Below are 13,504 nucleotides of genomic sequence, written 5' to 3' on the forward strand. Positions count from 1 at the left end.
AGCACGACGGGGCCACCCGACGGGCGGCGGCGTCCGATTCGTCCAAGACCCCGCCTCCCCCGCCCGCCTAGCCTCGTCCCATGAACACACCACGACTGGACGTCATCGGCCTCGTCGTCTCCGACATGGCCGCCTCGCTCGCCTTCTACCGGCGGCTCGGTCTCGACATCCCGGCCGACGCCGACTCCGCGCCGCACGTGGAGGCAGCCCTGCCCGGGGGGATGCGGATCGCGTGGGACACGGAGGAGGTCATCGCCTCCTTCGACGCCGGCTGGACCCCTCCCGAGGGCGGCGACCGGATGGGGCTCGCGTTCCTCTGCGGCTCGCCCGGGGAGGTGGACGCCACGTACGAGTCGCTCGTCGCCGCCGGGTACCGCGGGCATCTGAAGCCCTGGGACGCCGTGTGGGGGCAGCGCTACGCCGTGGTGCTCGACCCTGACGGCTGCGCGGTCTCCCTCTTCGCCCAGGCCGACGCGTAGGCGGTCAGGGTCGTTCCGGCCAGCGCCCTGGTCTCGCGTGCCAGGTGGGCCTGGTCGGCGCAGCCCGCGCCGAGCGCCGCGTCGGCGAACGGAACCCCTGCCCTGACCAGGGCGAGGGCACGCTGGAGCCGGAGGACGCGGGCCAGGGTCTTGGGGCCGTAGCCGAACGCGTCCAGGGACCGCCGGTGGAGCCGGCGCGCGCCGAGACCCACGGCGTCGGCGGTCTCCGCCACAGGGCGTCCGGCGGCGAGGCGCCGGACGACGGCGCGGAGCAGGGGGTCGGGGTCCGGGGCGTCGGCGGCGCGGCGGACGGCGAGGTCCTCCAGGGCGGCGGCGGGGTCGGGCGCGGCGGAGATCCGCTCGCCGAGCCGCCGGGCACGTGCCTCACCCCACAGCGCGCCCAGCCCGACCCGCCGGTCGCGCAGGGCGCTCGCCGGTACGCCGAGCAGTGCGGGCGCGTCACCGGGGGCGAAGCGGATCCCGGCGTACGGCCCGGGGCCGGCCTCGGGGAGGTGCGCGACGGTGTCGGGGCCGGCGACGAGCAGCCGGCCGTCGCACCACAGCAGGTCCATGCAGCCGTCGGGCAGCACCGGCACCGGGCCCTCGTCCGCGGTCCGTGGCGTCAGGGTCCAGACGACCGCGCCGTCCAGGCGCGCCGGGCGTTCGTCGTACACCCTTCCGAGGGTAGACGGCCCTGCGGGGGGGACCTTCTAGTCCTTCTCCCAGCCCGAGTGGAGGCGTGACTTCACGTCGTCCGGAGGCAGGAAGCGGGACCAGCGTTCGGGGAACTCCGACGGCATGTCCGGGTCGTCCTCGTCCACCTCCTCCGCCTCCGCGCGCAGCCGGGCGACGAGGTCGGCGGCCTGGGCGGCGCGGGCGCGGTCGCTGGCCTCGCGGGCGGCGGCGGTGGCGACCGAGGGCCAGACCCGGTCGATCGCCGCGTTCACCGCCGCGCCGACGAGCACGGCGAAGGCCGAGATGCCGATCCAGAGCAGGACGGCGATGGGGGCGGCGAGGGAACCGTAGATGGTCGGGCCCTCGACCTGGCTGGTGAGGTAGATCCGGAGCAGGAAGCTGCCGAGCACCCACATCCCGAGGGCGACGAGCGCACCCGGGATGTCCTCGATCCACGGCGATCTGACGGGCACGGAGACGTGGTAGAGCGTGGTGAGGAAGGCGACGGAGAGCAGGATGACGACCGGCCAGTACAGGACGGAGACGACTTCCGTGCCCCAGGGGATCAGCTCCACCACCCGGTCGGGACCGACCACGGCGAGCGGCAGCACGACCGCACCGATGAGCAGGGCCACGATGTAGAGCAGGAAGGCGAGGAGCCGGGTCTTCACGATGCCGCGGTGGCCGTCGAGTCCGTACATCACGGTGATGGTGTCGATGAAGACGTTGACGGCGCGCGAGCCGGACCACAGGGCGATGGCGAAGCCGAGCGAGACGAGTTCGGGGCGGGTGCCCTGGGTGACGTCGTCCAGGAGCGGTTTGGCGATCTCGCGTACGCCCCGGTCGGAGAGGACCGTCCGGGCGGCGTTGAGGATGTTCTCCTCGATGCTGGCGACCGTGTCGGTGTTGGTCCAGTCGTCGGCGTAGCCGAGGAGGGCGATCATGCCGAGCAGCAGCGGGGGGAGGGACAGCAGGGTGAAGAACGCGGCTTCGGCGGCGAGACCGAGGATGCGGTACTCGATGCACGAGTTGACGGTGTCCTTCAGGAGCAGCCAGACCATCTTCCGCTTGGATACGTTGCGGTAGAGGACGCGCGCCCGGTGGAGTCTGTTCCCGGGCCGCCGCTCGGGTGTTTCGTTTGCTGCCTGCACCTCCTTACCGTATCGGCATGGCACCCACCACCCACACCGTGACCAACCAGCCTCCGCCCCTGGTCGGATACGACGTGTTCACCGCGGACCGGGCACTCGCGGAGGCCGTGGAGCGGCATGTGCCGCCGGAGGTCTTCGCGGACGCACGGGAGGAACTGGCGGACTTCGGCCGCTCCGCCGGGTCGGCCCAGGCGGCGGAGTGGGGGGCGCTGGCGAACGAGTACCCGCCGCGGCTGCGGACGCACGACCGGTACGGCAACCGGCTCGACGAGGTCGAGTTCCATCCGGCCTGGCACCGGCTGCTGGGCCGGGCCGTGGGCGCCGGGCTCACGGACGCGTGGGGCCGCCCGGGGGGCCATGTGCGACGGGCGGCCGGCTTCGTGCTGACGACCCAGATCGAGGCGGGGCACGGCTGCCCGCTGTCGATGACGCATGCCGCGGTGCCCGCGCTGCGTGCGGATCCGGCGCTGGCCGCGGTGTGGGAGCCGCTGCTGACCTCGCGCCTGTACGACCAGGGGCTGCGGCCCCCGGAGGAGAAGGGCGGGGTGCTCCTCGGGATGGGGATGACGGAGAAGCAGGGCGGCAGTGACGTCCGGTCGAACACGACCCGGGCGCGGGCGCTCCCGGGGGCGGACGGGGACGCGTACGTGCTGACGGGGCACAAGTGGTTCTGTTCGGCGCCCATGTCGGACGGCTTCCTGGTGCTCGCGCAGGTGTCCCCCTCGGCCGGACAGGGTGGTCTCACCTGTTTCCTGGTGCCGCGGGTCCTGCCGGACGGGACGCGGAACGCGTTCGCGATCCAGCGGCTCAAGGACAAGCTCGGCAACCGGTCCAACGCCTCCGCCGAGGTCGAGTTCGACGGGACGACGTGGGCGCGCCGGGTCGGGGAGGAAGGACGCGGGGTCCGCACGATCATCGAGATGGTGGCGGCGACGCGACTGGACTGCGTGCTGGGCTCGGCGGCGCTGATGCGGCAGGCGGTCGCCCAGGCCGTGCACCACACGGCGTACCGCCGCGCGTTCGGGGGCGAGCTGATCGACAAGCCGCTGATGCGCAACGTGCTGGCCGATCTCGCCCTGGAGTCGGAGGCGGCGACGGTCCTGGGGATGCGGCTGGCGGCGGCGTACGACGCCGGCTCGGAGGCGGAGCGGGCGTTCGCCCGGATCGCGGTGCCGGTGGCCAAGTACTGGGTGACGAAGCGGTGCACGCCGGTGGTGGCGGAGGCGCTGGAGTGCCTGGGCGGCAACGGCTATGTGGAGGAGTCGGGGATGCCGCGGCTGCTGCGCGAGTCTCCGCTCAACTCGATCTGGGAGGGCTCGGGCAACGTCCAGGCCCTGGACGTGCTGCGGGTCCTGCGGCAGGAGCCGATGGCGCTGAACGCCCTCCTGACGGAGGTCGGGAAGGCGCGGGGCGCGGATCACCGGCTCGACCGGGCGATCAAGGGGATGCTGACCGAACTGGCCGACCTGGACGGGATCGAGGGGCGGGCGCGGCGCCTCGTGGAACGGATGGCGCTCGTCCTGCAGGGGTCGCTGCTGGTGCGGTGGGCGCCGTCGGAGGTGGCGGACGCTTTCTGCGCCTCGCGGCTGGGCGGCGACTGGGGCGCGGCGTTCGGGACGCTGCCTTCGACGCTGGATCTGGCCTCGGTGGTGGAGCGGGCGCGCGCGGAGGTCTGATCAGGTACGTCGCCGGGCGGACGGGCGCCTGCCACCGTGTTCCGCGGGGCGCCGGGCACGCGAAAAGCGGTGGGTGGTGCTGCGCCGACACGGCACCACCCGCCGCTCGCACCACCCTCATGCACGACAGCGGTTGCTTCCAGAGTTGCAAAGGGTTGCAGGATTACCCGAACCGCCCTTCGCGGGGCAGTCCGGGACGGCACGATGGGCACCAGCACTGCGCAGTGCAGCAGAACCGATACAGCGCCTCGGTTGGTGGCTGGGAGAGACCGATGACGAACACTCGGCTGAACAACACGCGTCTCGACATGAAGCGGCTGGCCGCGATGGACGCGGCCCAGGCGACCCGGCTGCTGCATCGCGTACGGGAGGAGACACTGGCCGGCCGGACGCCGCCGATCGCTCCCAGACCGGTCATCGACGCCTCGTGGCAGCGGATGTTCCGGCTCGGTCTCGACCCCGACCAGGGCACGAGCACGGTGCTGCTCCAGCGGGACGAGCTGGAGGAGCGCCGGCGCACGACGGTCCTCGGCGAGGTGATGCGCACGCTGAGCACGATGCTCGCCGGGATCGCCGAGGCCTCCATGCAGATCATGGTGGTGACCGACGAGCAGGGCCGGGTGCTCTGGCGCGAGGGCAACCTCGCGGTGATGCGGCAGGCCAACGGCATCTGTCTCGAGGAGGGCGCGGCCTGGACCGAGCACACCACCGGGACGAACGCCGTGGGGACGGCGCTCGCGATGCGGCGGGCGGTCCAGGTCCACTCGGCCGAGCACTACGTCCACACGCTGCACAACTGGACGTGCGCGGCGGCCCCGGTCCACGATCCGCGCGACCAGCGGCTGTTGGGGATCGTGGACGTGAGCGGTCCGGCGTCCAGCTTCCATCCGTCGACGCTCGCGCTGGTCGGTTCGGTCGCCCAGCTCGCGGAGGCGGAGATGCGCGACCGTCATCTGCGGTCGATCGAGCGGCTGCGCTCGGTGGCCGCGCCCATCCTGTGCCGGGTGGGCGGTCGGGCGGTCGCGGTGGACGCGCACGGCTGGACGGCGGCGGTCACGGGGATGGCGCCGGTGGACCGGATCGTGCTGCCCAAGTCCTTCCGGGCGGGTCGGGTGTGGCTGCCGTCGCTGGGGATGTGCGCCGTCGAGCCGCTGCCGGGGGGCTGGCTGCTGCGCATCGAGGACGAGGACCGGGCGGGCGCGGCTCCGGCCGGGGAGGCGGCGAGCCGCGTGGTGCTCGACCTGAGCCGGCCGCGCCGGTGGTCGGTCGCGGTGTCGGGGGCGGCGGGGAGCTGGTCGCAGGAGCTGAGCCCGCGCCACGCCGAGCTGCTGTACGTCCTGGCGCTGTACCGCGACGGCCGTACGGCGGCGGAGCTGGCCGAGGACGTGTTCGGGGACCGGACGAGGACGGTGACGGTACGGGCGGAGATGTCACGGATCCGCCGGAACCTGGCGAGCGTGCTGGCCCACCGTCCGTACCGCTTCAGCGAGGAGGTGGAGGTGGCGATCCTGACCCCGGACCACCCGGCGGACCTCCTCCCCCACTCGACGGCCCCGGCGGTCCGCTCCGCCCGGCTGGGGCGGGCCTAGGGCGTGCCCCCCCGGGCCGGGCCAGAGGGTCTCTCCCCGGCGCCGGCGGCTCGGGTTCGCGGGCCGCTCCGTGAGCGGCCTGCCCACATGCTGGACAGCCCGCTCACGGCGCCCGCCGCCGCGCCCGCCGGGTCGAGCTCGCCCCGGGGCCCGCCACCGGGCTCGCCCCCGGGCCTGCCCCCGGGAGCGGTTCCGTGCGCGGGCATGATGCGATGGAGCGATGAGCACCATCACTCTCACCACCTGGTCCCTCGAGCAGACCTCGCCGTCCGATCTGCGTCCCGCGACGCCGCCGGAGGGGGACGACGTCACGATCCGGCGCGCCGAGGTGCCCTCGCCCGAGTACAGCCGCTTCCTCTATACGGCGGTCGGCGGCGACATCCGCTGGAACGACCGGCTGTCGCTGACGTACAAGCAGTGGCAGGAGATCGTCGAGAAGCCCGGGGCCGAGATCTGGGTGGCGTACGAGAAGGGGACGCCTGCCGGATACGTGGAGCTGGACCCGCAGGAGGACGGAGTGGTGGAGATCGTCTACTTCGGGCTGATCCCCTCCTTCCGGGGCCGCCGGATCGGCGGACACCTGCTCTCGTACGGTGTCCAGCGCGCCTGGGACCTGGCCGAGCGCTGGCCGGAGCGGGAGGCGACCCGGCGGGTGTGGCTGCACACGTGCTCGCTGGACGGACCGCACGCGATGGACAACTACCGGCGCCGCGGCTTCCGGCTCTTCGACACCAAGGTGGAAGAGGTCGAGGAGTCCGAGACGCCCGGCCCCTGGCCCGGCGCGCACTGACCGGCCGCTGACCGGCCGCCGACCGGCCGCCGACCGGCCACTGACGTCCTCGGCACGCAGTTCGAGACGTATCCGGCAGTTTCCCGGCACAGACCCCGGGCCCGCGGGAGGGCCCGGGCGTGACCCACACCACACTGTCTCGCGATGCGGGACACTCGTGTCCACATTGCGGACGAAGCTGGACTGAGTCCAAAGCCCCGTGACACGCTTCCGTCATGTCTGGAACTGGAATTGCCTTGGTGAGTCGGCGGCACGTCGACCTCGGCCGCATGTCCAGCGCCATGTGTTCGGCGCGCTGAGAGAACCAGCACCTCCCCGAGCACCTTTCAGACCGACCCTGCTGCGCACCGTTGCGCCATCTCCTGACCCACGTACGAGTGTGCAGGTCAGAGCCGCCCTCCCGCAGTCCCGAAGGACATATCGCCATGGCCGCCACCCCGGAAAACCCCGCACCCGCCACGCCCCGCCGCAAGGTGAGCCGTCACCGTGGCGAGGGCCAGTGGGCCGTGGGGCACTTCACCCCGCTGAACGGCAATGAGCAGTTCAAGAAGGACGACGACGGTCTCAATGTGCGGACACGCATTGAGACGATCTACTCCAAGCGCGGATTCGACTCGATCGACCCCAACGACCTGCGGGGGCGCATGCGCTGGTGGGGTCTCTACACCCAGCGCAAGGAGGGCCTCGACGGCACCAAGACCGGCGTTCTGGAGCCGGAGGAGCTGGACGCGGAGTACTTCATGCTCCGGGTCCGCATCGACGGCGGCCGGCTGACGACCGAGCAGTTGCGCGTCGTCGGCGAGATCTCGCAGGAGTTCGCGCGCGGCACGGCCGACATCACGGACCGGCAGAACGTGCAGTACCACTGGATCCGGATCGAGGACGTCCCCGAGATCTGGAACCGGCTGGAGGCCGTCGGCCTGTCGACCACCGAGGCCTGCGGCGACACCCCGCGCGTCATCCTCGGCTCCCCGGTCGCCGGCATCGCCGAGGACGAGATCATCGACGGCACCCCCGCCATCGACGAGATCTACCGCCGGATCGTGGGCAACAAGGACTTCTCCAACCTGCCCCGCAAGTTCAAGTCGGCCGTCTCCGGCTCGCCGCTGCTCGACGTGGCGCACGAGATCAACGACATCGCCTTCGTCGGCGTGGACCACCCGGAGCACGGCCCCGGCTTCGACGTCTGGGTCGGCGGCGGGCTCTCCACCAACCCCAAGCTGGGCGTCCGCCTGGGCACCTGGGTCTCCCTCGACGAGGTCCCGGACGTCTACGAGGGCGTCATCTCGATCTTCCGTGACTACGGCTACCGCCGGCTGCGCACCCGCGCCCGGCTGAAGTTCCTCGTCGCCGACTGGGGTCCGGAGAAGTTCCGCCAGGTCCTGGAGGACGAGTACCTGAAGCGCAAGCTGACCGACGGCCCCGCCCCCGAGCAGCCGGCCGGACAGTGGCGCGACCACGTGGGCGTCCACCGGCAGAAGGACGGCCGCTTCTACGTCGGCTTCGCTCCGCGCGTCGGCCGCGTCGACGGCACCACGCTCACCAAGATCGCGGACATCGCCGAGGCGCACGGCTCGGGCCGGGTCCGTACCACCGCCGAGCAGAAGATGATCGTCCTGGACATCGAGGAGGCGCAGGTCGAGTCGATCGTCTCCGCCCTCGAGTCCCTGGACCTGCGGGTCAACCCCTCGCCGTTCCGGCGCGGGACGATGGCCTGCACCGGCATCGAGTTCTGCAAGCTGGCGATCGTCGAGACCAAGGCGCGCGGCGCCTCCCTGATCGACGAACTCGAGCGCCGGATCCCCGAGTTCGACGAGCCGATCACCATCAACATCAACGGCTGCCCCAACGCCTGCGCCCGCATCCAGGTCGCGGACATCGGCCTCAAGGGCCAGCTGGTCCTGGACGACGACGGCAACCGCGTCGAGGGCTACCAGGTCCACCTGGGCGGCGCCCTCGGCCTCGAGGCCGGCTTCGGCCGCAAGGTCCGCGGCCTGAAGGTCACCTCGGCCGAGCTGCCGGACTACGTCGAGCGGGTCCTCACGCGCTTCCAGGAGCAGCGCGAGGACGGCGAGCGCTTCGCCGCCTGGGCGGCGCGCGCCTCCGAGGAGGCACTGTCGTGAGCGAGCGCGCGGCCCCGTTCTACTGCCCGTACTGCGGCGACGAGGACCTGTTCCCGCACGAGAGCGGTCACGGCGCCTGGGAATGCCGGGCGTGCAGTCGAGCCTTCCAGTTGAAGTTCCTGGGGCTCCTCGCCCCTGGAACTTCGAGCGACTCCACTGGAGGGGAACCGATATGACGACCACTCAGGTGATCACCGAGGACACCGACCTGAAGGCGCTCGCCGAGCGGGCCGGCCGCGAGCTCGAGGACGCCTCCGCGCTGGAGATCCTCCGGTGGGCGGCGGAGACCTTCGGCAGGCAGTTCTGCGTCACCTCCTCCATGGAGGACGCGGTCGTCGCCCACCTCGCCTCCCGCGCCATGCCCGGGGTGGACGTGGTCTTCCTCGACACCGGCTACCACTTCCCCGAGACCATCGGCACCCGGGACGCGGTCGACGCGGTGATGGACGTCAACGTCATCACCCTGACCCCGCGTCGGTCCGTCGCCGAGCAGGACGCCGAGCACGGCCCGAAGCTGCACGACCGCGACCCCGACCTGTGCTGCGCGCTGCGCAAGGTCAAGCCCCTGGAAGAGGGCCTGACCGCGTACCGCGCCTGGGCGACCGGCCTGCGCCGCGACGAGTCCCCGACCCGGGCGAACACCCCGGTCGTCGGCTGGGACGAGAAGCGCCGGAAGGTGAAGGTCTCCCCCATCGCCCGCTGGACCCAGGACGACGTCGACGCCTATGTCGCCCAGCACGGCGTCCTCACCAACCCGCTCCTCATGGACGGCTACACCTCCGTCGGCTGCGCACCCTGCACCCGCCGCGTCGCGGAGGGCGAGGACGTCAGGGCCGGCCGCTGGGCCGGCCGGGGCAAGACGGAATGCGGACTGCACGGCTGATGACGACACTTGAGAACTCCCAGGAGAACGACGTGACCGGTGCCACCATCTGGCTCACGGGCCTGCCCAGCGCCGGCAAGACCACGATCGCGTACGAGCTCGCCGCCACGCTGCGCGGCGAAGGCCACCGGGTCGAGGTGCTCGACGGCGACGAGATCCGCGAGTTCCTCTCCGCGGGTCTCGGCTTCAGCCGCGAGGACCGGCACACCAACGTGCAGCGGATCGGCTTCGTCGCCGAACTGCTCGCCTCGAACGGCGTGAAGGTCCTGGTCCCGGTCATCGCCCCTTACGCGGACAGCCGAGAGGCCGTCCGCAAGCGCCACGAGTCCGAGGGCACCCCCTACGTCGAGGTGCACGTCGCCACTCCGGTGGACGTGTGCTCCGTGCGTGATGTGAAGGGGCTGTACGCCAAGCAGGCCGCGGGCGAGCTCAGCGGCCTGACCGGGGTCGACGACCCGTACGACGAGCCGGCCGACCCCGATCTGCGGATCGAGTCCCAGAACCAGACCGTGCAGGAGTCCGCGGCGCAGCTCCACGCGCTGCTCACCGAGAGGGGCCTGACGTGAGCACCACCGTTGCCCATGTTCATGAGGAGACCGACAGCCCGTTCGCGCTGTCGCACCTGGACTCGCTCGAGTCCGAGGCCGTCCACATCTTCCGCGAGGTGGCGGGCGAGTTCGAGCGGCCGGTGATCCTCTTCTCCGGCGGCAAGGACTCCATCGTCATGCTGCACCTGGCGCTCAAGGCGTTCGCGCCGGCGCCGGTCCCCTTCACGCTGCTGCACGTCGACACCGGGCACAACTTCCCCGAGGTCATCGAGTACCGCGACCGGGTCGTGGCCGAGCACGGGCTGCGCCTGCACGTCGCCTCCGTCCAGGAGTACATCGACGCCGGGAAGCTGCGCGAGCGTCCCGACGGGACGCGCAACCCGCTCCAGACGGTGCCGCTGACCGAGGCGATCCAGCAGCACCGCTTCGACGCCGTCTTCGGCGGCGGCCGGCGCGACGAGGAGAAGGCCCGCGCGAAGGAGCGGGTGTTCTCCCTGCGTGACGAGTTCTCGCAGTGGGACCCGCGGCGCCAGCGCCCGGAGCTGTGGCAGCTCTACAACGGCCGCCACGCGCCCGGCGAGCACGTCCGCGTCTTCCCGCTCTCCAACTGGACCGAGCTGGACGTCTGGCAGTACATCGCCCGCGAGTCCATCGAGCTGCCGGAGATCTACTTCGCCCACGAGCGCGAGGTCTTCGCCCGCAACGGCATGTGGCTGACGGCCGGCGAGTGGGGCGGCCCCAAGGACACCGAGACGGTGGAGAAGCGGCTGATCCGCTACCGCACCGTCGGCGACATGTCCTGCACGGGCGCCGTCGACTCCGACGCCTCCACCCTGGAGGCCGTCATCGCCGAGATCGCCGCCTCCCGCCTCACCGAGCGGGGTGCGACCCGCGCCGACGACAAGATGTCCGAGGCCGCGATGGAAGACCGCAAGCGCGAAGGGTACTTCTAGCCATGACGAGCACGACCGAGCAGTTCGCCGACGTCTCGGCGACCACCCTGCTGCGTTTCGCGACCGCCGGATCCGTCGACGACGGCAAGTCCACGCTGGTGGGCCGGCTCCTGCACGACTCCAAGTCGGTCCTGACCGACCAGCTGGAGGCCGTGGAGGCCGCGTCCCTCAAGCGCGGCCAGGAGGCCCCGGACCTGGCGCTGCTCACCGACGGTCTGCGGGCCGAGCGGGAGCAGGGCATCACCATCGACGTGGCGTACCGCTACTTCGCGACCCCGCGGCGCCGGTTCATCCTCGCCGACACCCCCGGGCACGTGCAGTACACCCGGAACATGGTCACCGGCGCCTCCACCGCCGAGCTGGCCGTGGTCCTGGTCGACGCGCGCAACGGCGTGGTCGAGCAGACCCGCCGCCACGCGGCCGTCGCGGCGCTGCTGCGCGTGCCGCACGTCGTCCTGGCCGTCAACAAGATGGACCTCGTCGACTACGCGGAGCCCGTCTTCGCGGCGATCGCCGAGGAGTTCACGACGTACGCCTCCGAGCTGGGCGTCCCGGAGATCACCGCGATCCCGATCTCCGCGCTGGCCGGCGACAACGTGGTGGAGCCCTCCGCCAACATGGACTGGTACGGCGGCCCGACGGTCCTGGAGCACCTGGAGACCGTGCCGGTCAGCCACGACCTGACGGCCTGCCACGCGCGTTTCCCCGTGCAGTACGTGATCCGTCCGCAGACCGCCGAGCACCCGGACTACCGCGGCTACGCCGGTCAGATCGCGGCCGGCGCCTTCCGGGTCGGCGAGCAGATCACCGTACTGCCGTCGGGCAAGACCTCCACGATCACGGCGATCGACGCGCTGGGCGAGTCGGTGGACATCGCGTGGGCGCCGCAGTCGGTCACGATCCGGCTGGCGGACGACATCGACATCTCGCGTGGCGACCTGCTCGCTCCGAGCGGCGACGCCCCGGCCACCAGCCAGGACGTCGAGGCGACGGTCTGCCATGTGGCGGACCAGCCGCTGACCGTGGGCCAGCGGGTGCTGCTCAAGCACACCACCCGCACGGTCAAGGCGATCGTCAAGGAGATCCCGTCCCGGCTGACGCTGGACGACCTCTCCCAGCACCCGGAGCCGGGCCAGCTGGTCGCCAACGACATCGGCCGGGTGAAGGTCCGTACCGCCGAGCCGCTCGCGCTCGACTCGTACGCCGACTCGCGTCGCACCGGTTCGTTCCTGCTGATCGACCCCGCGGACGGCACCACGCTCGCGGCGGGCATGGCGGGCACGTCCTTCGCCGACGCCAAGGCCGTGGCCGCGGTCGCGGACGACGAGGGCTGGGACTTCTGACATGACGTACGACGCCTACGGCACCTTCGCCAAGGAGGGCGGCCGCGTGGGTTCCGGCGCCCTCGGCGCAGGCAGCGGAGGGGTCGCGCGATGTGCGTGCTGATGCCGGCGCGCCGCGTACGCGGCGCCGCCCCGCTCCGCCCGTTCCAGGCGTTCCACGAACGACACAGCCGAACAAGCCTTCGAAGACCCTGAGGGGACCACCTCCGTGCCTGCCTTCCGTACGACTCCGCGCCGCACACTCGTCGCCGCCGCGGCCCTGCCGCTGCTGATCGGCGTGCTGGCCTCCTGTGGCTACGGGTCGCAGGCGAAGAGCGACGAGAAGAAGGTGGCCGCCGAGGGCGCGAAGCTCTCGGCCGACACGGTCCGGCTCGGCTACTTCCCGAACCTGACCCACGCCACGGCCCTGGTGGGCGACGAGGAAGGCATCATCCAGAAGGAGCTGGGCGGAACCCAGCTGAAGGTCGCCACCTTCAACGCCGGCCCCTCCGCGATCGAGGCGCTGAACGCCGACTCGGTCGACATCGCGTACGTCGGTCCCTCCCCCGCGATCAACGGCTACACCAAGTCGAAGGGGAAGAACCTCCGCATCATCTCCGGATCCGCCTCCGGCGGCGTGAAGCTCGTCGTGAACCCGGAGAAGATCAAGACCCTCGACGACGTCAAGGGCAAGCGGATCGCCACCCCGCAGCTCGGCAACACCCAGGACGTCGCCTTCCTCAACTGGATCTCCGAAAAGGGCTGGAAGGTCGACGCCCAGAGCGGCAAGGGCGACGTCTCCGTCCTCCGCACCGACAACAAGATCACCCCGGACGCCTACAAGACAGGCTCCATCGACGGCGCCTGGGTCCCCGAACCCACCGCCTCCAAGCTCGTCGCCGAGGGCGGCAAGGTCCTCCTCGACGAGTCCACGCTCTGGCCGGACGACAAGTTCGTCATCACGAACATCATCGTGTCGCAGAAGTTCCTCGAGCAGCACCCGGACGTCGTCGAAGCCGTCCTGCGCGGCTCCGTCACCACCAACAAGTGGATCAACGCCAACCCCGACAAGGCCAAGGCCTCCGCCAACGCCAAGCTCGAGGAACTCACCGGCAAGCCGCTCGGCGCGAAGGTCATCGACGGCGCCTGGCCCTCCATCCGCTTCACCGACGACCCGCTCGCCGCCACGCTCCGGGCCCAGGCGGGACACGCCGTGGAGACCGGACTCCTCAAGCAGCCCGACCTCGCCGGCATCTACGACCTGAAGCCCCTCAACAAGGTGCTGAAGGCCGCGGGCAGCCCCGAGGTCTCCGAC

14 protein-coding genes are annotated in these 13,504 nt (G+C 71.6%); 12 read left to right on the top strand and 2 right to left on the bottom strand.

What is annotated here, in order from left to right; all coding sequences use genetic code 11:
• The first annotated feature begins 80 nt into the window (after window positions 1-80).
• Window positions 81-479 carry a VOC family protein gene (locus ACZ3IJ_RS35330; RefSeq protein WP_467475178.1) on the top strand — a complete coding sequence of 133 codons (399 nt, stop codon included), beginning with the start codon at window positions 81-83 and terminating at the stop codon, window positions 477-479.
• On the opposite strand, the gene ACZ3IJ_RS35335 is transcribed toward ACZ3IJ_RS35330, so the two are convergent.
• Complete coding sequence (locus tag ACZ3IJ_RS35335) at window positions 416-1,153, bottom strand: helix-turn-helix domain-containing protein (protein ID WP_467475180.1); 738 nt, start codon at window positions 1,151-1,153, stop codon at window positions 416-418. The genes ACZ3IJ_RS35330 and ACZ3IJ_RS35335 overlap by 64 nt on opposite strands.
• 36 nt (window positions 1,154-1,189) lie before the next feature.
• Window positions 1,190-2,305, bottom strand: coding sequence for a YihY/virulence factor BrkB family protein (locus ACZ3IJ_RS35340; RefSeq protein WP_352190908.1), 1,116 nt, complete (start codon window positions 2,303-2,305; stop codon window positions 1,190-1,192).
• A 17-nt stretch (window positions 2,306-2,322) separates the two neighbouring features.
• On the opposite strand from ACZ3IJ_RS35340, the gene ACZ3IJ_RS35345 reads away from it, so the two are divergent.
• From ACZ3IJ_RS35345 to ACZ3IJ_RS35395, 11 genes are all read left to right on the top strand, one after another.
• Window positions 2,323-3,981: an acyl-CoA dehydrogenase family protein gene (locus ACZ3IJ_RS35345; RefSeq protein WP_467475182.1), complete on the top strand. Its 1,659-nt coding sequence runs from the start codon at window positions 2,323-2,325 to the stop codon at window positions 3,979-3,981.
• A 272-nt stretch (window positions 3,982-4,253) separates the two neighbouring features.
• Window positions 4,254-5,570, top strand: a complete 1,317-nt coding sequence (locus ACZ3IJ_RS35350) for a GAF domain-containing protein (RefSeq protein ID WP_467475184.1) — start codon at window positions 4,254-4,256, stop codon at window positions 5,568-5,570.
• Between the two features lie 220 nt (window positions 5,571-5,790).
• Window positions 5,791-6,360: a GNAT family N-acetyltransferase gene (locus ACZ3IJ_RS35355; protein ID WP_467475186.1), complete on the top strand. Its 570-nt coding sequence runs from the start codon at window positions 5,791-5,793 to the stop codon at window positions 6,358-6,360.
• Between the two features lie 215 nt (window positions 6,361-6,575).
• Complete coding sequence (locus ACZ3IJ_RS35360; protein ID WP_352077884.1) at window positions 6,576-6,659, top strand: putative leader peptide; 84 nt, start codon at window positions 6,576-6,578, stop codon at window positions 6,657-6,659.
• 126 nt (window positions 6,660-6,785) lie between these two features.
• On the top strand, window positions 6,786-8,483 hold the full coding sequence (locus tag ACZ3IJ_RS35365; RefSeq protein WP_467475188.1) for a nitrite/sulfite reductase: 1,698 nt from the start codon (window positions 6,786-6,788) through the stop codon (window positions 8,481-8,483).
• Window positions 8,480-8,659: a hypothetical protein gene (locus ACZ3IJ_RS35370; RefSeq protein WP_467475190.1), complete on the top strand. Its 180-nt coding sequence runs from the start codon at window positions 8,480-8,482 to the stop codon at window positions 8,657-8,659. Before ACZ3IJ_RS35365 ends, ACZ3IJ_RS35370 begins: the two co-directional genes overlap by 4 nt.
• Entirely contained in the window at window positions 8,656-9,366 is a 711-nt protein-coding gene (locus ACZ3IJ_RS35375; protein ID WP_467475192.1) for a phosphoadenylyl-sulfate reductase, read from the top strand. Before ACZ3IJ_RS35370 ends, ACZ3IJ_RS35375 begins: the two co-directional genes overlap by 4 nt.
• Window positions 9,366-9,932, top strand: a complete 567-nt coding sequence (gene cysC / locus ACZ3IJ_RS35380) for an adenylyl-sulfate kinase (protein ID WP_467475194.1) — start codon at window positions 9,366-9,368, stop codon at window positions 9,930-9,932. Before ACZ3IJ_RS35375 ends, cysC begins: the two co-directional genes overlap by 1 nt.
• Entirely contained in the window at window positions 9,929-10,867 is a 939-nt protein-coding gene (gene cysD, locus ACZ3IJ_RS35385) for a sulfate adenylyltransferase subunit CysD (RefSeq protein ID WP_467475196.1), read from the top strand. The genes cysC and cysD overlap by 4 nt, the downstream gene beginning before the upstream one ends.
• 2 nt (window positions 10,868-10,869) lie before the next feature.
• A complete protein-coding gene (locus ACZ3IJ_RS35390) occupies window positions 10,870-12,210 on the top strand; it encodes a sulfate adenylyltransferase subunit 1 (protein WP_467475198.1) in 1,341 nt (446 codons plus the stop codon).
• Between the two features lie 208 nt (window positions 12,211-12,418).
• Window positions 12,419-13,504: ABC transporter substrate-binding protein (locus tag ACZ3IJ_RS35395; RefSeq protein WP_467475200.1), on the top strand; the 1,086-nt coding region annotated here is incomplete at its 3' end.

Source organism: Streptomyces sp. NPDC013317 (assembly GCF_055563155.1).